The following is a 19,769-nucleotide window of genomic DNA, read 5'->3' as shown; positions in this document are numbered from 1 at the left end:
ATGCCTTATATCCCACACACTCCCGAAGACAGCAAAGCCATGCTTGATTCCATTGGGGTTCAAGACACACAAACCCTATTTGATGAAATTCCATTGTCTTTGCAATATGCAGGATTTCAAAATATACCTGCTGGTATCAATGAGATGGATATGCTCAAAGAAGCAAGAAATTTGGCAGACAAAAATAAAAATGGAATCTGCTTTATGGGCGCAGGATGCTATGAGCATCATATACCTGCCGCAGTGTGGGATATCGCTTCTCGTGGTGAGTTCTTAACCGCATATACGCCTTATCAAGCCGAAGCCAGTCAAGGCACTTTGCAATTACTATACGAATACCAAACCATGATCTGTGAATTAACAGGGATGGATGTATCTAATGCATCGATGTATGATGGCGCTACGGCCTTAGCCGAAGCGGTTTTAATGGCGGTACGCGTTAATAAACACAGCAAAACAAGTCGTGTATTAATCCCAGGGACAATTCATCCCTTCTATCGTGAAACCATTGAGACTATCCTGCGTAATCAGCATATTGAAGTGATCACACTGCCTTTTGATGAAAAACAAGGGATTACCCCTCTTTCCGCATTGGAAGGATATACAGGCGAAGATATTACGGCGCTGGTTATCGCTCAGCCTAACTTTTTTGGATGTCTTGAAAAAGTGGATGAACTCAGCGATTGGGCTCAGCACAATAAAACCATTAGTATCGCCTGCGTCAATCCTGTGTCACTCGCCTTATTAAAACCCCCTGGCGCATGGGGAAAGCATGGCGTAGATATTACCTGTGGTGAGGGACAACCTTTAGGCTCTCCAATGGCATCGGGAGGCCCCTATTTTGGTTTTTTAAGCACTCGCATGGCTCATGTACGCCAAATGCCTGGCCGAATCATCGGCTGTACTTTGGATAAAGATGGAAAAAGAGGATTTACTTTAACCTTGCAAGCACGTGAACAACATATACGCCGCGCTAAAGCAACCTCAAATATTTGTACCAATCAAGGTTTGTTAGTCACCGCAGCAACCATTCATATGAGTCTTTTGGGCGCTGAAGGATTACGCCAAGTTGCAAGTCAATGCCATCAGAATACACATGAATTAGTAGACGCATTAACCCAAATTGAGGGTGTAGAGCAAGTTTTTAATGCCCCTTATTTTCATGAAGCATTACTTAAGCTCGACCAACCCGTAGAACTGGTGTTACAACAATTGGCACAAGCAGGTATTACTGGAGGCTATACCCCAGGAATTCATTATCCTCAATTGGCTAATACTCTATTAGTTTGTGCTACGGAAATGCGTACTGAAGAGGAAATTGCCTTTTATGCCCAAACCTTGAAATCCATCATGTCTCAACGAGGTGCCTCATGTTTGTAATTCAGTTAACCTACTTAGTTCCTCTAAGTGAAGTAGATAAGTACCTACAAGCACACCGAGAGTTTCTTGATTACTACTATAAGCAAGGCCTATTATTGGTCTCAGGTCCCATGAAACCTCGTACTGGTGGAATTATCATTGCAGCCACAAATGATCGCGCCTATCTCGAATCCATATTCCAAAAGGATCCGTATTACTTGGCGGAAATCGCGGAATATCAATTTATTGAATTTACTCCAGCCCTTCATCGAGCTGAACTTAAAGAATTTATTCAAAAAATGGAGGGCAAATTATGTTGATTTTTGAATTATCTAAAAAAGACCGTCAGGCAACAGCCCAAGCACCAAAAATTTCAATCAGTAAATATGCTATTCCTGAGGAATTGCAGCGAAAAACGCCCCCCAAAATGCCTGCATGCTCTGAATTGCAAGTAGTCAGGCATTTCACTCGTTTGTCTCATAAAAATTTCTCGATTGATGGCAATTTTTATCCTCTGGGCTCATGCACCATGAAATATAATCCTCGAGGAGTTCACAAAGCGGCATCCATACCCAACTTTCTCAATCGCCACCCTCTGGCGACCGAAGAAAACAGCCAAGGTTTTTTAGAGCCTTTATATCGCTTGCAAGAACATATTGCTGAAATTACAGGAATGGCTGGTGTTTCTTTAACAGCGATGGCGGGTTCACAAGGAGAATTTGCTGGCGTTGCGATGATTAAAGCCTATCATCAATCCCGAGGTGATACAGCACGCGATGAAATGCTGATTCCCGATGCTGCCCACGGTACAAATCCAGCCTCAGCGGTCATGTGTGGCTTTAAGATTGTTGAAATATCTACTGCTGCGGATGGCGACATCGATCTAGAAGAGTTAAAAAGCAAAATAGGACCAAGAACAGCCGGTATCATGCTAACCAACCCCTCTACTTTGGGCTTGTTTATGCGTCAAATTAAAGAGATAGCAGCTCTTGTTCACCAAGCTGGTGGATTATTGTATTACGATGGTGCCAATCTTAACGCAATTTTGGGGAAAGTAAGACCCGGGGATATGGGGTTTGATGTCATGCACTTAAACCTGCATAAAACATTTGCAACCCCGCACGGTGGCGGCGGGCCTGGTGCGGGTCCAGTAGCTGTAGGTAAGCGATTACTTCCCTTCATACCCTTACCGGTCGTAAAAAAAACCGATTCGGGTTATCAATGGGCAACCCGCCAAGACTACCCACAAAGTATTGGTCGTCTGTCTTGTTTTATGGGAAATGCTGGTATTTTACTACGTGCTTATTTTTATATGCGGGTGCTCGGAAAAGAAGGTTTACTTCGCGTTTCAGAATATGCGACGCTTAATGCAAATTACCTACTCAAAGAATTAACTAAAGTAGGATTTACGGCAGCCTATCCGAACCGACGTGCTTCTCATGAATTTATTCTTACTTTAAGCCCAGAAAAGAAATCATACGGTATTACCGCAATGGATTTTGCCAAAAGGATGTTGGATTATGGCGTACATGCCCCAACAACTTATTTCCCATTGCTGATTCCTGAATGTCTTCTGATTGAACCTACGGAAACGGAGAGCAAAGAAGAATTAGATCAGTTTGTGCGAATTATGAAAATCATTAAAGAAGAAGCAGCCACAAACCCTGACCTGGTTAAAAGTGCTCCTCATACGTTACCAGTCAAACGGTTAGATGATGTGAAGGCAGCCCGCGAGTTGGATTTAAATTATTTTGCATCTCATAAGGAAACCTAGAAGAATCATTAATCTTCAACTTTGGATTTTGATGCATAAAAGCAGTAGATCATAACCGCTTCTAAACATAACTTGGACGTATGAACATGATACGTTCGAGTTATGAATCCTCCCTGTAAGGCTACATTTAAAACACATAGAGTACGTCTTGTGCATCAATCCTATTAGGTCTATAACTATAAAATGGAATTAATAATTTATTTTTACACCAGCATCACCTGCGTTTTTAGAGACACGATAATGGCGTTGAATTATAAAAGAAGGAATGTATAAAGTGCTCCCCAAGAACCTTACAGTTCTCCATTTTCTTTTACAAGACATACAAGTCTGTATGGATTTACGCTATATAGAAAAAATTCTTCCTTTGCCTATGCTCGAAATCGTGCCCTCGAGTCCTGTCTATTTTGTTGGATTAATGAATCTTAAAAACAAATGCATTCCTGTGCTTGACTTAGCTATTGGTACGGGCTTGACCCGCAGTGAAACTTATCCTTTGAATATGCCCATTCTACTATGCTCTGATGGCACGCATCAGGTGGGTTTGCTTGTTGATAAAATGCTTGGATTGAGTCACATCGATGAACAGCAAATCGAAATACATGAAGAGTTTTCGAGTAGTAACTCACCGTTTTTTGGCGCCGTGACTTTGGAAACAGGGGTTTCGCTATTAATCAATATCGATTGGGTTTTTGCTTTAAAGCTTACCCAATTCAACCAGACGGCTAGCAATCATGAGTAACATGGGCGCTAATATATTAAATGACATCAAAAAACTTGAGCCTGCATTTATGGAGTTAATCCATGCCCGTTATGGACTTATAATCCATGTAAACCAAGCGCAAGAGTTAGCAAAAACCATTACTGCCGCATGCAATAAATTCAATTATCGCCCCCAAGAATACTTGGAACAACTAAAAAGCTGTGCGAGTAATTCTTCTTTATTAGCCGATTTAATTGCAGCAATTACGGTGGGGGAAAGTTACTTTTTTCGGGACAAAAATCAAATGCATTTACTTGAGCATAAACTGCTCCCTCAATTACTAAAACGAAAAGCTGAAGATTTTACTTTAAAAATTTGGAGTGCCGGTTGTTCTTCAGGTGAGGAAATATATACCATTGCCATGTTGCTGGCTAAACTAATACCCAATCTTGATGTATGGGATCTCTATTTAGTAGGCACCGATATCAATATGGCCGCACTTCAGAAAGCAATTTCAGGGACATATGGGCTATGGTCCATGCGCTCTATTCCGGAAAAATACCTACAACGATATTTTGAGAAAAAGGATCGCGCCTATGTTCTATCGCCTGAGATTCGTGATTTAGTACAATTTAAATACCTTAACTTATGTGATAAGACTTATCCGTCGATAATCAATGGAATATTCGAGGTCGATTTAATCTTATGCCGCAATGTGCTAATTTATTTTGATAATGAACTTGTTACCAAAATTATGAAAAAGATAAGCGCATGCATGTCTGAAAACGCTTATCTTTTACTGGGCGCATCAGATCCTATTGTTACAACTGGGACAAATCTTGTTTTTCATCATGATGGTGCAATCTATTTTTCTCTGGATAATAATGATGAAGCGAATAAGGATTTTGAATGATGATAAAAGAACAAAAGCATGCTTCAGAATTAATACCCAAAGATGAAGAAGCACTTAAAATACTGCAGGCAAGAGCAAAACAACTTGCCAAACAGGAAATAGATACCAGCAAAAATCATGGTATTACGTTCGTTCGCTTCAGCCTAGGCCAAAATGAAAATTATGGGATCTCTTATCAGTATGTCCAAGAAGTGTTACGGAATGTGAGCATCGCTCCAGCCCCTTTCGTACCCCATTTTATTGCTGGGGTGATCAACTGGCGTGGTGCACTAATTACAGTAGTAGACCTTCTTAAATTTTTTCATCTACATCATTCACTTTCAAGTAGCGAACAACATAATGAATTTATCATTGTTGTTCAGTTAAATAATATAACTCTTGGCTTACTTGTCCAGCGCGTAGAAGGTAGCGAGCTTTATCTACCAAGCGAATTAGCTGTGCCATTGTCTTCTGCGAATGTGACTAATCCAGAATATATTCTGGGATTACACCACGCCATTACGGCAATCATTAATGTAGAAACGTTAATAGCAAGTTTAAATCAAGAAATTAAAAGGTGCTTATATAAGACAGGAGAAGTCCATGGAAACTAATGGGAATAAACGGTTTGTTATTACAGTACGCGCTCGTTTGTTGATTGGCTTTATGACCCTTAGTTTACCCGTAATCCTATCAATTCTGTTTTTGATACCCAAAGTAAACAACGTCGTTTATCTAAGTCATGAAATTCGTACTGAAAACTTACCTGAAATTCTAGACAGTCAAATCTATCAGACACAAGATCTTCTCGAACACTGGGCGATGACTGGAGATCCGAGCGCCAAAGAACATCTGGCCCGTTTATGGAGTGAGATTAATGAGGTTAGGAACCAGTGGGATCAAGTAATGCACTCGCTGGGTGATAAAAAATTACAGACTAAATGGGATAAATTGCAAGAATTATATATACCTCTTTATGATGTTCAAACATCCATTATCAATTCTCAGAGAGATCCCAATAATTCAAATAATGTAGAAAATAGCAGAAATAAGACAAGAGATGTCGAAAATGCAATGATCGACATTATATTAGGCTCTTATTCTTTAGAAACAGGTAAAAGGATGGGGGGCTTGTATGTATACTTGTCGGAAGAAATTGAAAAAAATACAGATAAAATAAATGAAAGTTTAAATTCCTTAAAAAAATCTGCTTATGCGTTATTAATTCTTGCCATTTTTTTAACGATTACAGTTCCTTATGTAACACAGCGCTCTATAGCAAGGCCGGTAGATAATGCAATTAATATTGCGGAACGCATTGCGGCTGGTGAACGTGATATAGATATTCAGATCCAGACTTCGGATAAATTAGGCAAAATGCTTTTGTCGTTAAAAACAATGCAAGAGGCAATTAAGAAAAATGAGGAAATCCTTCGCAACAAAGAAGAAGAATCTCGAGAATTATTTGAAAAATTAGTCAATTCATCGAAAAAATATAGACTGCATAGTAGTAAAGTAGCCTCAGGTGATCTTAGAGAACGCCTTGAAATAGATAAAGAAGATATCTTGCAAGATCTAGGTAGAGATTTAAATTCAATGACTGATGGGCTAGCCTCCATCACCAAAAAAATTACCAAAGCCAGCAATGACATAGTCACTATGGTGGGCACGGTACTCACCTCAGCGAATGAACAAGCAGAAAGTATTACCTCTCAAGCGTCAGCAATTAATGAAATCAGCGCTTCATTGGAAGAAATAGATAAGAGCTCAAAACAAACTATGACTAAGGCACAAACACTACGTGAGGTTGCTAAAAATACCTATGAGCAGGGAAAACTCGGTACCGAATCCGTAGAGCAAAGTATCCAGGGTATTAAAATTTCAGAAGAAAAAATGAAACTAATAGCGCAAACCATTCTTGATTTAAGTAATCACACGCAACAAATTGGTGATATTACCTCAGTAGTCAACACTCTTGCCCAACAATCAAAAATGCTCGCATTGAATGCATCCATTGAAGCGTCAAAAGCAGGGGAGGCTGGAAAAGGTTTTGCCGCAGTAGCAACAGAGGTACGAAATCTTGCAGAGCAATCAGAACAATCCACCGTACAGGTACAGAAAATTCTGGAAGACATTCGACGCACTACGGAGCGCGCGGTTACAGTGACCGAAGAAGGAGCCAAGACTCTTGACTCAGGAATAAAACTCGTTGAAAAAGCAGGTCACATTATTCAAGCGTTAAGTAAAATGATTAATGACGCGTCAATTTCTAGTCAACACATTGAAGTGGCCATCCGCCAAGAAGCAGTTGGAATTGAGCAAATCGTTGAAAGTATGAATGAAATTAATCGAACCACTGCCACTTTTTCCAGTGGAATCAAAGAGATGACAACATTTATCCATAATTTGGATGCTATTGTCAAACATCTAAAGGATGATATAGATATCTATAAAGTTTAGGAGCTCCATATGACTCCAGACGATCAATTACTGGCGACATTTAGTGCAGAACTTGAATCATTACTGACACTCATCACCGATCATTTAAAAAAAATCGAACATAGTGAGTCTAGTGATTTAAGCCCTATGATGGAAGAAATTTCCCGCGCAGGACGAAATATTAAAGTTTCTGCATTTTCTGTTGGCATCGATGATCTGGGGAAAGTGGCTGAGTACATTGAAAAACTGTTTGAACCGTCTCAGAACGTATCATTTGAAATAATTAATTTAGGTTTTCACGCTGTGGAAGGAATGCGTGGAATTCTTCATGATTATATAGAAAAAAAACCACTTTCTGAGGATCATCATGCATTGTTGTATCAGTTACAACACGCTATAACCTATGTGGAGAAAACCGAAGAAATTCAAAGTATAGAGGAACAATCCACCTCAACTGAGCCCATTGTTCTTGCAGAAAAACCTACGCCAAAAGCATTAGATAATGAATTTATAAAAAAACTGGTTGAAACATTCAAAGTGGAACTCCAGGAAAATTTAATCACCATTACTGATGGCTTACTGCAACTTGAAAAAGGAACTCTGTCCGATCAGGAGTTCCAGAGTGTACTGGAAGAAATTTTTCGTATTGCTCATAACATCAAAGGTTCTTCGCGGGGTATAGGGGCTCTTGATGTAGGTGAGATTGCACATCATATAGAAACGTTATTTGCCGCAATCCAAAAAAAGAGTATAACAATTTCTCCGGGCCTGATTAATCTTTGTCTACAATCGATTGATTACATGAATGAAGCCATGCAATGTTTCAGTGAGCAAAAGCCACTATCTTTCGATTTAAAAAATCATTTATTGCAACTCGAACATCATACTGAATTATCCCCTGAAGAAATGCCATACTCTGAATCAGGTACTGAACCTTCAACAGTTAACAAAACGCCTACAACTCAAGAGGGACCAGTAAAAACAAGCGAATTTGAATCAATCCGTGTTTCTTTGCAAAATTTAGATCGTGTTTCGGTTTATACAGAAGAAATTCAAGCCATTAAAATTGCCATCGAAGAATATTACAACAAATTAACTAAGATTAATTTTAAAATCGAGCATCTGGTCCAATCATGGAAAAAAAATAAGACTAATTTAAAAGTTCTTACTCAAGAGGAAGAAGAACCAGGGGTCTCTTTGTTTTCTACAAGTTTTATTGAGTTATCCGAAATCCATAATTCAACTCGCTTAATGCAAAGAGAGTTGCGAATCCCTGTGAGTGAATTATCCATTTTATTAAATGCACTTCAGGATGAAATTCGCACTTTGCGACTTATTCCGGTAACCACTCAATTAAGTTATCTACCGCGAATCGTGCGTGATTTAGCCCTTGAATTGAATAAACAAGTCAATCTTGAAATAAATACTAACGATGTAAAAATTGATAAAATGATTCTCGATGGCTTGAAGGATCCGCTCGTGCATCTTTTGCGTAATGCAATCGACCACGGTATAGAAAAAACCGAAGTCCGTACCGCTGCAGGTAAATCACCTCAAGGTAATATTCGCATCAATGTCAATCAGGAAGACAATCAGATTGTGTTCAAAATTATTGATGATGGTGCCGGGATTAACACTGATGAAGTGATTCGCATTGCGCTGCAAAAGAAAATAATTACCCAATCTGAGCTTGAAAATATGAAAAAAGAAGATATTTATGAGCTCATTTTTCGACCGGGTTTTTCCACTCGAGAAATTGCCACTGATATTTCAGGGCGGGGCGTAGGTTTGGACGTCGTACGCTCCAATTTGCTTCGATTAAAAGGCCAGGTCAGTATCGAAAGCCAGTCTGGAAAAGGAACCGTTTTTTTTCTGAGAGTGCCACTCACTCTAGCTACGGAGCGTGGATTAACCATTAATTGTAACGATCAAATATTTGTAATTCTTACCAACTCTGTAGAAACAGTCATGCTATTAAAGCAACATGAAGTTATGATTGTAGAGGGAAGCCCAAGTGTTCTTGTCAAAGAACAACCAGTTTTGTTATGCTCTTTGTCTAAGGTACTGCATCTTGATGAAAAGAAACAAAATACAAAAGAACATATCTCTGTTGTGGTAATCAAAAAAAATGGGGACCGTATTGCCTTACTTGTCGACGAAATTATTGGTGAAAGGGAAATTGTACTCAAGCCGTTGCAAGAACCATTAACAAATATCCCTTGTGTCATTGGAGCTACTTTAACAGGAAGCAATCAAATTAATTTCGTATTAAACTCCGCGGAGATCATTAAAAAAATGCTGTTATAGTGAACTATTATCCATGATAAAAATTTTAATTGTTGATGACTCACCAACCGAAGCTGCATTAATTCAACACATCATAGAATCTGAAAAAGATATGGAAGTCATTGGTATTGCAAAAAATGGTAGAGAAGCAATTGATTTGACAGCCACATTAAATCCCGATCTCATTACGATGGATATTCAAATGCCTATTATGGATGGACTCGAAGCCACACGCATTATTATGGCCCAAAATCCGACACCGATAGTAGTGATCAGCTCCATGGTGAATGATGAGTCGCTCGCCGCCACATTCCATATCCTTGAAGCAGGTGCGTTAACTGCATTAGCAAAACCCGTTAATGTATTCTCTCCTGCTTTTGAAGAAAGCAGAGCACACATTGTTGATACCCTACGAAGTCTCTCTGATATTCGTGTAGTCAAAAAACCGTTAAAAAAACATTTGCCTCTTGATGAAAGCAAAAAGCATCAAACAGAACATGCTAATTATGAAATTATAGGAATAGGCGCTTCTGTTGGCGGCCCTATGGCATTAAAGACAATCCTCTCGCAATTAGGCCCTGATTTCCCATTACCTATCATGATTGTTCAACATATGAGTCCAGGCTTTATTCGAGGATTTGCACAATGGCTTGAAGAAAATACGCATCTTAAAGTAAAAAATGCAGTAAATTATGAACCATTACAAAAAGGAACCGTGTATGTAGCTCCGGAACACAAGCATATGGAAATTGAACGTGTACATGAACAATTAGTATGTAAATTAGTTGATGGACCTCCAGTTTCTGGTTTTTGTCCTTCAATTACCCGATTGCTGCACTCCATTGCTAAAGTTTCTGGGAACAAAGCGATTGGAATCCTATTAACTGGAATGAGTGATGATGGCTCAGAGGGTTTATTGGAATTAAAAAAAGCTCATGGGCATACCTTGATTCAAAATCAGGAGAGCTCCATCGTTTTTGGAATGGGCGCTGTGGCTCAGTCTTTGAATGCTGTAGACCAGGTCATTGGATTAGAGCAGATTGCAAGTTATTTAACCAAAATTTGTCCGACAAAACATGAGTAGCTCTTTTATGGAAAAAGAAAATCCAGTGATCTTGGTTGTGGATGACAGTGCCACTATGCGCTTGATTACCTGCAATGCATTAATCAAAGTGGGTTTTGAAGTCATTCAAGCTGAGCATGGAGAAGCCGCATTATCGCTACTTAAAACCTCTAAACCGGATGCTATTTTGCTGGATGTAGAAATGCCGGGTCTGAATGGTTTTGAAGTCTGTGCAGCGATTCGAAAATTACCTGATTGTCTTTTCCTTCCCATTATGATGGTCACTGGTTTAGAAGACTATGAATCCATTAATAAAGCCTTTCAGGCCGGAGCTACCGACTTTACAACCAAACCAATTAATCCAACGTTATTAGGATATCGAGTCCGTTATATGGTGCGAACCAATTCGTACTTTCAAGACTTACAGATTGCTGAACAAAGGGTCAAAGCCCTAAATGAAGAATTGATTAATAAGTTAGTCGAAATTCAACAAAATGCGGTTGCGGTAGCACGCTTTGTCCCTCAAGATTTCCTTAAGGTTCTGAATCGTAAAAATATTTCGGATATCAAACTCGGCGATTGTGTTGAAAAAGTAATGACCGTTCTATTTTTAGATATAAAATCGTTTACCTCCCTCGCTGAACGCTTATCTCCTGTTGAAATTTTCACTGTTTTTAACGAACTAATGAGTTATTTAGATCCTGCTATTTTAAAAAATTCTGGTCTTATAGATAAATATATTGGTGATGCCATTATGGCATTATTCAATAATGCTGATGATGCTGTGACTGCGGCATTGGACATGTTAGATGCTTTAGATGATTTTAATGCCGCACGTATTCGCGATAACCTGAAACCCATTAACGTAGGAATTGGGATAAACACCGGTAATTTGATTGTAGGTACCGTTGGTTTTGAAAAACGGATGGATTGCAGTGTAATTAGTGATGCTGTCAATATTGCTTCTCGACTTGAAACATTAACTAGAAATTTTAATATTGAACTCGTCATTGGTGAACAAACCTATGAAGAATTAAAACAAAAAGAAAAATACAATTTACGGAGCTTAGGTTTAACACAGGTGAAAGGTAAAAGCTTGCCTATAAAAATTTATGAAGTTTTTAATCATAACCCAGTAAGCGAAATGCAATTGAAAAAGGATTCGAGTACTCTTTTTACGAATGCATTAATGCATTATGACGCAAAACAATTTGCTGATGCAGCAAATCTTTTTGAGCAAATCGTAATAAATAATCCAAAGGACTCACCAGCACAATATTATTTGCAGCAATGCAAAGAAAAAATGATTGCTGCACAACCGTAATCAGACTAATTGCAAAATCTATAAGCGCAAGACCCCTAGGTGTCGCTTTTGCTTCACCAAGGGCAAAAAAATCCATTAACCTTGTTTAATTTGATCCACTACGTGTTGATTGAGATGGGTCACTATAAGACTGACTAATTTAACTGCTTGTTCATAATCACGTTTATCAAACATCCCAGCTTGTTGATGTGCATAGCGAATAGGAACTCCTATGTTGATACTGGGAACACCTGAACCCGAACCTTGAACTTTTGATCCATCCTGACCATAACCAATTTCTGATTCCAGTTGCACTTGAATATTATTTTTTTTTGCTAAATCTAAAACCCAGTTAAGTAGTTCTTGATGAGGAATCATCGAGCGATCATAGACAAATAAAGTAGGACCTTTACCCAAGGCAATTCGACCTTTGCGTTTTGCAATTAAAGCAGGATAATCATCCGCAATACCTACTTCAACATTAATTGTAATATCTGGATGAGTGCTGTGATATACCGTACTTGCGCCACGTAGACCAACCTCTTCCTGAACCGTTGCCGCAGCATAGAGTTGATTGGATTTATCCTGATTTTTTATGGAGTCAAGAACATCTCCGATAAGCGCAAGTCCCAAGCGATCGTCGAGCGCTTTTGCTAAAAAGCGGTTTTCACTTAATGGACTAAATTGACTCGCAGGAGTAACTTGCAATCCTGGACGCACATTAAATTTTGTTTCAGCCTGCTCTTTGGTTTCTGCACCGATATCAAGAAATATTGCACTCCCCGAGGGCAACTGATTTTTCTTGGCTTCATCAATAAGATGCGTCGAGTCCATTCCTGAATAAGCTAAAATAGGTCCATTAGGCGTGGATATCATCCAACGTTGTGCAAAAATTACTGAAGAAGGTATGCCGCCCAATGGAATAACTTTTATAAAACCATCTGCAGTAATTGATTCAATCATATATCCTACTTCATCCATATGTGCCATTAACAAGACATTAGGACCTTTCTGATTTCCTTTATATTGGCCAATTAAATTACCCATTCCATCTACAGTAATACTGTTCATGGATGGCTGCCATTGTTGCTTTACCGCATCGCGAACAGACTTCTCAAAACCAGATGCCCCTGCCAAATCAGTTAGTTTCGCCAAGGAGTGCTCGTCTGCAATAGCACTTGTTGCCCCAAGTAACATTAACCCTGCTGTGAAGAGATTTAATTTTTTCATGCCAATGTCCTTATCTAAAATCCAGTGTGTAAAACTACGATCAATAAGCCGGGAAAATTCAATTCCTCTACATCCTATGGCTTGTCTGAAGGGCTCAGAATGTGTTTTTTACCCAAATTATTGTGAAATTATTCTACTATAGTAACCCTCAAATATTTAGGCTATTATTGGCCTTTTTATTGGAATAATTTTTGCCATGCATACTGCCATTGTAATTCCTGCTCGTTATGCTTCAACTCGTTTACCAGGAAAACCTCTGGCAATGATTCAAGGGCAAACGATGTTGCAACGTGTAGTCCGCTTATCACATGCTGCTGCTGAAGGATTAGAAAATGTGTCTGTAGTCGTAGCAACCGACGATGAACGAATTGTCCAACATTGTAATCAACTGGGTGTTGCATCAGTAATGACTTCACCTGAAGCCCCCAGTGGAACGGATCGTGTAGCCGAAGCAATCCGGTCCATGAAGAACCAACCCGATTTCATTTTAAATATGCAGGGGGATGCCCCTTTAACGCCGCCAGATTTCTTACGTGCCCTAATTGATGCTTTTGCCACTTCTCCTTGTGACGTCGTCACTCCCGTAACCCAATTAACCTGGAAACAACTGGACGATTTGCGCCAAAATAAATTGACCACTCCCTTTAGTGGTACTACAGCCGTATTCGATGAAAAAACTGGCAACGCTTTTTGGTTTAGTAAAAATATCATTCCAGCCATACGCAAAGAAAATGAATTACGTCAAAAAGATGATAAGAGTCCTGTATTTCGTCATATTGGTTTATACGGTTATTCGCGAGATATGCTCGAACAATACCTGAGCTTGCCAGAAAGTAAATTTGAAAAAATGGAAGGGTTAGAGCAATTACGTATCTTGGAAAATGGTTATACTCTTCGTTGCATTCCCGTTGACTATAAAGGTCGTGCCAGTATGTCAGGTATTGATAGTCCAGAAGATGTAGTACGTGCTGAGGCATTGATTGCCCAACACGGTGAACTATTAGAGAGGATGTAACGATGACGACCCGATTACTGGTTGCACGCCATGGAAATACTTTTGCACCTGGCGATATTGTTCGTAGAGTAGGAACTACTGATTTGCCGCTCGTAGATAGTGGCTTGAATCAAGGACGCTTACTAGGCAACTACCTCCAAAATAATGGGCTTATTCCTGATGTCATCTTCACCTCAAAGCTCAAACGAGCCATACAAACAGCACAGCAAGCCCAAAGTACTATGGGGACCAATTTGCCGATTGAAACACTGGCCATTTTCAATGAAATCGATTATGGGCCTGATGAAAATCAACCCGAAGAAAAGGTTGTTGCGCGTCTAGGAAAAGAAGCAATTAATGCATGGGAAGCCCAGGCCATAGTGCCTGAAGGTTGGAAAGTCGATCCTTCGCTACTGATTCAGAATTGGCTGGATTTTTCGATACGTATTCGTAAAGAATACCCTGGAAAAACATGTTTGGTAGTTACCAGCAATGGGATTGCCCGCTTCGCACCTTATTTAACTGGTGACTTTGCAACATTCAGTGCGCAATATGGGATCAAAGTCGCAACAGGCGGATTGTGTGTCTTTGAAAACAACGAGCCATCTGAGGAATGGCAGTGTCTGGCATGGAATATAAAGCCACTGTGAAACCTGGAAACAAGTTACATGATATTCTGAGTAAGCGAAGTTGGTGCGGGATAAGAATTACAATTTGGCAATAAAGCAAGCCAATAAGGCTATGGCATTACTACAAGCCCTAAGTCCTGACTCGGGTACTTATCCGAATGAAGCAGATTATTTTATTAAAAATTGACAACCGACTTTATGGGTAAGCAATTATCCTAAATTACTGCAAATAAAACACAAATACGTCCCCAAAATCTATTTAGCTGCCATCATTGTGTAGGGAGTGAGTAAGGGGCTGTTGACTGTAGCTGCATAATCCTAACGGAGGATACGTCATCCTGAATGCAGTGAGGGGGCTCCAGAAGATGGGTATGAGTAAAATCCGGAGATCCTTCGTTGTAAACTCCTCAGGATAACGTGTGGTCGTGAATCCCTTCTAGATACTGTCTTTAAACATCATCAAAGTAATTTTTTAATGTTTGTTGCACATCCAAATTGAGCTCACCAGAATTAGGATCGATAGCGCTTACCGTATCCCCAAGATAACCAATCGCCCAGAAGAAGATGTTGTTGGTTTCCATGTTCGCTTGCAAATAAGGCATAACTGAATTGGTAAAAAATGCCTTACCTTTTGCAGTTTTCCATGAGGCCTCACCAAGCACAACCGGATAACCTGCTTTGGATAAAAATCCCCATGACCAGTCGAAACGTAATTGGCTTGGAATTCCGGGTGCAGTTTCCCAACCAGCGACCTCAGCAGGATACACATGCGGTGAAAAAACGATATGACTGTTTTGCGCTTGTGCATCACCCAGCAACCACTGCAAAGCAGTCTGATTAATTCCTTGGCTCACTAATTCTTTTTTAAATTTGTCCTTATCAAATACTGCTACTCCATTTTTAGCCTGTTTTTCATTGAGTAAAGGCTTGAAATCTTCTCCCCAATTCCCTTTAAAGAACATCCGATCTGACGCGCCACATAAAGCGGGATCAGGCGAGTGACTGTATCCATTATCATTCACGATCTTTGATTTAGGGACACAAATTACAGGGTTGTTTGAATCATCATTTCCTGAATCAGGGCCTTCCACAAAGAGCAACAAATTAGAGTTGTTTTTTTGAACTGCATTGGCAGCTGTTGCTATGACTTTTGTCCATGGTACTTGCGAGTCATGCGTTTTAAACCAATTTAAACGATAAGGTTCATTAAAAATATCAATGCCCAATACATTATCTAAGTTACGCTTTTTAATTTCTGTAGCTAAAAGAGAAATATCTTGTTCGTATCGATTCATATCGTATACCGTGCCATCTCGCATTGCATCGCCATAGCCGTGACGATGATGGATGTCAATCATTACCCGGATATTCTTCTTTTTTAACTCCTGTAAAACAGTCCAGAACGCTTGTTTCGGGCTCACTGCTTTTTCACAAGCACTTCCATTACTTTGCCATGTTTTACAAAATAAACCATTACCTGCGCTGGGGGCTGCTTTATCTGAAAGCCACTTATTCAAATCAACCTCATGTTGATCATCATAAAGAACTTCAGGCTGTATGGGTAATCGTACGGTTTTAAAACTCACCCCCGAATTTCTATCTACGCCTGAACTTGGGAACTCCCATGGCTTGCTGATCAAATTCATCATTCCATAAGCTCTTGGGCTGGAACTCAACGAGGGAATTGCATAAAAAGGATTGCTCTGTAAGCCTTGAAAAACATTGGTGTCCTGAAATCCAGACCATGATAGACCATCTATATGAACAAGTTGACCTTTATCATTGTAAATTTTACTTTCCCGAGTTTGGTAGGAGTACGCATCCAATGCAAGCATTAATAATAAACAGCTTCCTAATACTTTCATTTTTTTCATTCACTGTACCTCCAAATTAATACATGGATACTTTTTAAAGTGGACGTTATTTAACCACTGATACATAAATTTCAGGCAACAAATGGATGAGTTTTGCAAAAATTTAACAAATGGGATTTGAATTCAATTGACGCAAAAACAAAAAGCCTGATCGAAGCGCAACCCGAAAATCGTAATCCATTCGAAATTCCCGAGTTACACTTCAAACTAAAGAAGGGGCATTACCCTACATGTGAAAAACGGCGATCATTTTCATAAATTGATTTTTTAACCAATTCATCCATGTCAGCGCTAGGTTCACAAGATTGATACACAACTTTTAATGGAGAAACATCCACAGTTGATTTGGTACTATTATTTTGCAAATAACCATCTAAGTTTCTAAAGGTAGAATATTTATCGGCAGCAAACTCTTGGCATTGAGCCATGGTTTCGTCTTGGCATATTGAAAATTTAATTAAATGTTCTGAGTGAAATGGCTCATAGCTTTTTGAAAAAACATACTGCATATCGTACAAAACGCTATCTGCGCCTGCACAAAAATAAGAACCGGATTGGAACTTGTCATTCTCGAATACATCACTACGAATAAAACGACCTTCACCAGGTTGCAAACCAGCAAGTGTCACTTTATGAGTTGCTATTTCTTTAGGATTGTCTGCAAAAGCATAACCAGTTAAAACCAAACCCAATATTACCGAGGCTACTTTCATCATTCTGTTTTAACTCCTAATTTGAAATAAATATTCTTTGTAATGATTTTATTCTCCTTAAACCACTGCAAAGAACAAGAAAACAAGAGATTGTCTAAAAATAAAACAACTACTCTGATCAATTTCAGTCCGTCATTATACCCTATTTCATACGAATAGTGTAAAAATTTATAAATTAATTCTCATTTTGCTCGAAAACAGCTTATTTAAATGGTTCTAGAATTGTTGAACTATCGATAAATTAGATAGAGCGCCTAGCTCTTAAGCGGGCAGTCTCTTTTTGGCCTACTTGCATTTTTTATTAACCAAATAAAAACTATTTGGTACAATTGCCCAAATAAAAACTAACTGTGCGATGAATGTCTAAAGAGTTAATCCAAAATTTTAGAACTGCATTAATATATTATTTGCAAAACCCCTATGATAGAAAGCATAAAAAAAATCTAACCGCATCTGCTTTTGCAATATATGATCATGCTGTGAAATGCAATAATAGCATTGAACCCGATAAATTTATGAACTCTATCGATAAAATGGTACATGTTGCAGCTCGTGGAATTAAAGTACATCCTTATCTTGGAAAAGTATTGGATTCGTTTTCTCATGAATTATCGATGTTGGATCAGGGGCATAAAGCATACGCATTTCATGTACTCACAATCACTTATAACTGGTATTTAAAAGAACATGTAATTAATCCGGAAAAACTCGCGCGGGAAAAACTAGAGCTAATACAAAAAACAATCCAACAATTAAAAGTTAATAATAATCCTTATGTTACAGAATTAGAAAGTGCTCTAGCAAAACTAACCGCATCAGTTAATCAATATTTTACTTTATCGCCCGAGAAACAATTGTACGAGCATTCAGCATTTGAAAAAAAGCTAAAATTTATTTGCACTGAACATCAAACCGCCATCGCAAGTGATGTGCGATTTAAATCTGCTGTTTACAACTTCCTTGCAGTAATTTTTAATATTTTTAATGTGTTTGGGTTTTCTCTTGGTAATGAATACCAAAGAACAAATAGGTTGTTCCAAAAAGCTTCATTGACTCCAAAAAATACCTTATCCTATTTTAGAGTTCCCTTTATTAAAGTTGAGGATACGTTTGAGGAGGATAAAGATGAATCACCCGTTGGTTTTGGTCTCTCATAAAATTTAGTTGAAGCCTATGTGCATATCATCCTCAGGTTCAAGACCATTTACTATAGTTGAATCTGGTGCTGCATGAAGATGATGTTGTCCTGTAGGATTTTTATAAATTTTATGCTTTGAATTAGGTGCTTTTCGTTCAATTTCTTCAAAATTAGATTTGTTTACCAACCCATCTGTCTCGGAGTAATGGATTTCTATTGGAATTGGATTTTTGGCATGCCCTTCTTCGAAATATCGTGTTAAGTTTTTAAAAGCGTTCGCTACAAAAGAAATAAAATCTGAAAGAGATGAAAGCGCAGAAGCACCGCCTTCTCGTCTTATTCCTCGTTGCCCTATTAGATGAGCATGCTCATCTTTGTCACTCGGATTAAATTTAATCGTTGGTAAATTACCAATGATTTGTAACAGTGGATTTTTCATAGCTGCTGGGGCTACTAACTGAATTTTTTTTATCTTATCTTTAGGCAAATTTGGAGGCGGATTTTCATTGAGTTCATGGATCATATTTAATGCATTGGCAATAACTGCACCTCCTAGGCTGTGGCCTAATAAGATTATTTCATCGACATTGGGATCAGAATAGGCCTTTTCTAACATGCTATAAAAATCTAATTGCATTTGTTTAATATTTAAATCCTCTTTCCCGCGAGACTCATCAAAAGCAGCGCCGGACTGATCGTAACTTATAACCTTATAACCTCTTCTGACATACTGGTTAGCAACCACATTAAAAGTGTTTACGCTGTCTTGCAATCCATGTACCGCTAATACTAATTTTTTGCCTGCTTCATTTTCTGGAGCAAAATCAGACCATGTTTTTATTTGTAATGTTCTATTATCATTTTCAGCTTTATATTGCTTAAATCCTTGTGGATGTTTGGCAGAAAAATCAACAATGGCCTGCTTTATTAAAATCTCAAACCGGCTTGAAAAGCCTCTGCTAAAACTTGAGGATAAGAAATGGCTTGCTATCTCTTTAACCACCTCATCAATTCTATCTGGTGGTACCTTTTGTGGACTACGATAACTATTTAAGATTTCTCTTATTGCGTAGAGATCAGCTACCCTCTTCTTATTGGGATTAGGATTTAAATCTTCATATCGCTTACAAGCGTATTCTATTACTTTGGCAAAGTCATATTCTATGGTTGCTGTGCTATAGCTGGCATAAGGTTCTAATGCACCCAAGGCCTTTTGCATTGTTTTATTTATTTCTTCTTCCACCTTAGCTTTTTTTGAGTTTCCTTTAGTAACAATAAAAGCAGCTAAGCAAGTATGCCAATTTTTGGTATCTGAATAGTTTCCTTGTGGTGTTTCTTTTGCTTTTTCTACTAAAGATGAAATTACTTCATCCAT

The 19,769-nt window shown here is 38.7% G+C and carries 17 protein-coding genes and 1 pseudogene; 14 read left to right on the top strand and 4 right to left on the bottom strand.

The features are described 5' to 3' along the window. The 10 genes from gcvPA to ACWTEW_RS29780 all read left to right on the top strand — a co-directional run bounded on the left by gcvPA (window position 1) and on the right by ACWTEW_RS29780 (window position 11,837). Entirely contained in the window at window positions 1-1,380 is a 1,380-nt protein-coding gene (gcvPA, locus tag ACWTEW_RS29825; RefSeq protein WP_454781644.1) for an aminomethyl-transferring glycine dehydrogenase subunit GcvPA, read from the top strand. Beyond that, a complete protein-coding gene (locus ACWTEW_RS29820; protein WP_454781643.1) occupies window positions 1,371-1,679 on the top strand; it encodes a YciI family protein in 309 nt (102 codons plus the stop codon). Before gcvPA ends, ACWTEW_RS29820 begins: the two co-directional genes overlap by 10 nt. After that, a complete protein-coding gene (gene gcvPB / locus ACWTEW_RS29815) occupies window positions 1,673-3,133 on the top strand; it encodes an aminomethyl-transferring glycine dehydrogenase subunit GcvPB (protein WP_454781642.1) in 1,461 nt (486 codons plus the stop codon). Before ACWTEW_RS29820 ends, gcvPB begins: the two co-directional genes overlap by 7 nt. Before the next feature lie 265 nt (window positions 3,134-3,398). Then, window positions 3,399-3,872 (top strand): chemotaxis protein CheW, encoded by a 474-nt coding sequence (locus ACWTEW_RS29810; protein ID WP_454781641.1) that lies wholly within the window; start codon window positions 3,399-3,401, stop codon window positions 3,870-3,872. 1 nt (window position 3,873) lies between these two features. Then, the gene (locus ACWTEW_RS29805; protein WP_454781640.1) at window positions 3,874-4,746 is read left to right on the top strand and encodes a CheR family methyltransferase; all 873 of its coding nucleotides are present in this window, start codon (window positions 3,874-3,876) and stop codon (window positions 4,744-4,746) included. Beyond that, window positions 4,743-5,339, top strand: coding sequence for a chemotaxis protein CheW (locus ACWTEW_RS29800; RefSeq protein ID WP_454781639.1), 597 nt, complete (start codon window positions 4,743-4,745; stop codon window positions 5,337-5,339). The genes ACWTEW_RS29805 and ACWTEW_RS29800 overlap by 4 nt, the downstream gene beginning before the upstream one ends. Continuing rightward, entirely contained in the window at window positions 5,329-7,185 is a 1,857-nt protein-coding gene (locus ACWTEW_RS29795) for a methyl-accepting chemotaxis protein (RefSeq protein ID WP_454781638.1), read from the top strand. The genes ACWTEW_RS29800 and ACWTEW_RS29795 overlap by 11 nt, the downstream gene beginning before the upstream one ends. Before the next feature lie 9 nt (window positions 7,186-7,194). Then, window positions 7,195-9,471 (top strand): chemotaxis protein CheA, encoded by a 2,277-nt coding sequence (locus tag ACWTEW_RS29790; protein ID WP_454781637.1) that lies wholly within the window; start codon window positions 7,195-7,197, stop codon window positions 9,469-9,471. Between the two features lie 13 nt (window positions 9,472-9,484). Next, window positions 9,485-10,534 carry a chemotaxis-specific protein-glutamate methyltransferase CheB gene (cheB, locus tag ACWTEW_RS29785; protein ID WP_454781636.1) on the top strand — a complete coding sequence of 350 codons (1,050 nt, stop codon included), beginning with the start codon at window positions 9,485-9,487 and terminating at the stop codon, window positions 10,532-10,534. Between the two features lie 7 nt (window positions 10,535-10,541). Continuing rightward, entirely contained in the window at window positions 10,542-11,837 is a 1,296-nt protein-coding gene (locus tag ACWTEW_RS29780) for a response regulator (RefSeq protein ID WP_454781635.1), read from the top strand. Between the two features lie 75 nt (window positions 11,838-11,912). Here ACWTEW_RS29780 and ACWTEW_RS29775 read toward each other — a convergent pair whose 3' ends face one another. Further along, window positions 11,913-13,013 carry a M42 family metallopeptidase gene (locus tag ACWTEW_RS29775; RefSeq protein WP_454781715.1) on the bottom strand — a complete coding sequence of 367 codons (1,101 nt, stop codon included), beginning with the start codon at window positions 13,011-13,013 and terminating at the stop codon, window positions 11,913-11,915. Window positions 13,014-13,242: 229 nt separating this feature from the next. Between ACWTEW_RS29775 and kdsB the strand changes: the two genes are divergently transcribed. The 3 genes and pseudogenes from kdsB to ACWTEW_RS29760 all read left to right on the top strand — a co-directional run. Continuing rightward, complete coding sequence (gene kdsB, locus ACWTEW_RS29770; RefSeq protein ID WP_454781634.1) at window positions 13,243-14,061, top strand: 3-deoxy-manno-octulosonate cytidylyltransferase; 819 nt, start codon at window positions 13,243-13,245, stop codon at window positions 14,059-14,061. Between the two features lie 2 nt (window positions 14,062-14,063). After that, the gene (locus tag ACWTEW_RS29765) at window positions 14,064-14,690 is read left to right on the top strand and encodes a histidine phosphatase family protein (RefSeq protein WP_454781633.1); all 627 of its coding nucleotides are present in this window, start codon (window positions 14,064-14,066) and stop codon (window positions 14,688-14,690) included. A gap of 73 nt (window positions 14,691-14,763) precedes the next feature. After that, window positions 14,764-14,960: pseudogene (locus ACWTEW_RS29760) on the top strand (BBE domain-containing protein); the annotation flags it as partial. Between the two features lie 158 nt (window positions 14,961-15,118). Here the strand turns inward: ACWTEW_RS29760 and ACWTEW_RS29755 are convergent. Beyond that, window positions 15,119-16,543 (bottom strand): cellulase family glycosylhydrolase, encoded by a 1,425-nt coding sequence (locus ACWTEW_RS29755; protein WP_454781632.1) that lies wholly within the window; start codon window positions 16,541-16,543, stop codon window positions 15,119-15,121. A gap of 221 nt (window positions 16,544-16,764) precedes the next feature. Further along, complete coding sequence (locus ACWTEW_RS29750; RefSeq protein ID WP_454781631.1) at window positions 16,765-17,259, bottom strand: hypothetical protein; 495 nt, start codon at window positions 17,257-17,259, stop codon at window positions 16,765-16,767. Window positions 17,260-17,615: 356 nt separating this feature from the next. Between ACWTEW_RS29750 and ACWTEW_RS29745 the strand changes: the two genes are divergently transcribed. Next, the gene (locus tag ACWTEW_RS29745; protein ID WP_454781630.1) at window positions 17,616-18,413 is read left to right on the top strand and encodes a hypothetical protein; all 798 of its coding nucleotides are present in this window, start codon (window positions 17,616-17,618) and stop codon (window positions 18,411-18,413) included. Between the two features lie 3 nt (window positions 18,414-18,416). Here ACWTEW_RS29745 and ACWTEW_RS29740 read toward each other — a convergent pair whose 3' ends face one another. After that, a complete protein-coding gene (locus ACWTEW_RS29740; RefSeq protein WP_454781629.1) occupies window positions 18,417-19,769 on the bottom strand; it encodes an alpha/beta hydrolase in 1,353 nt (450 codons plus the stop codon).

It is taken from the genome of Legionella stuttgartensis (assembly GCF_977063405.2).
This window is presented reverse-complemented; position numbering and strand designations above follow the sequence as displayed.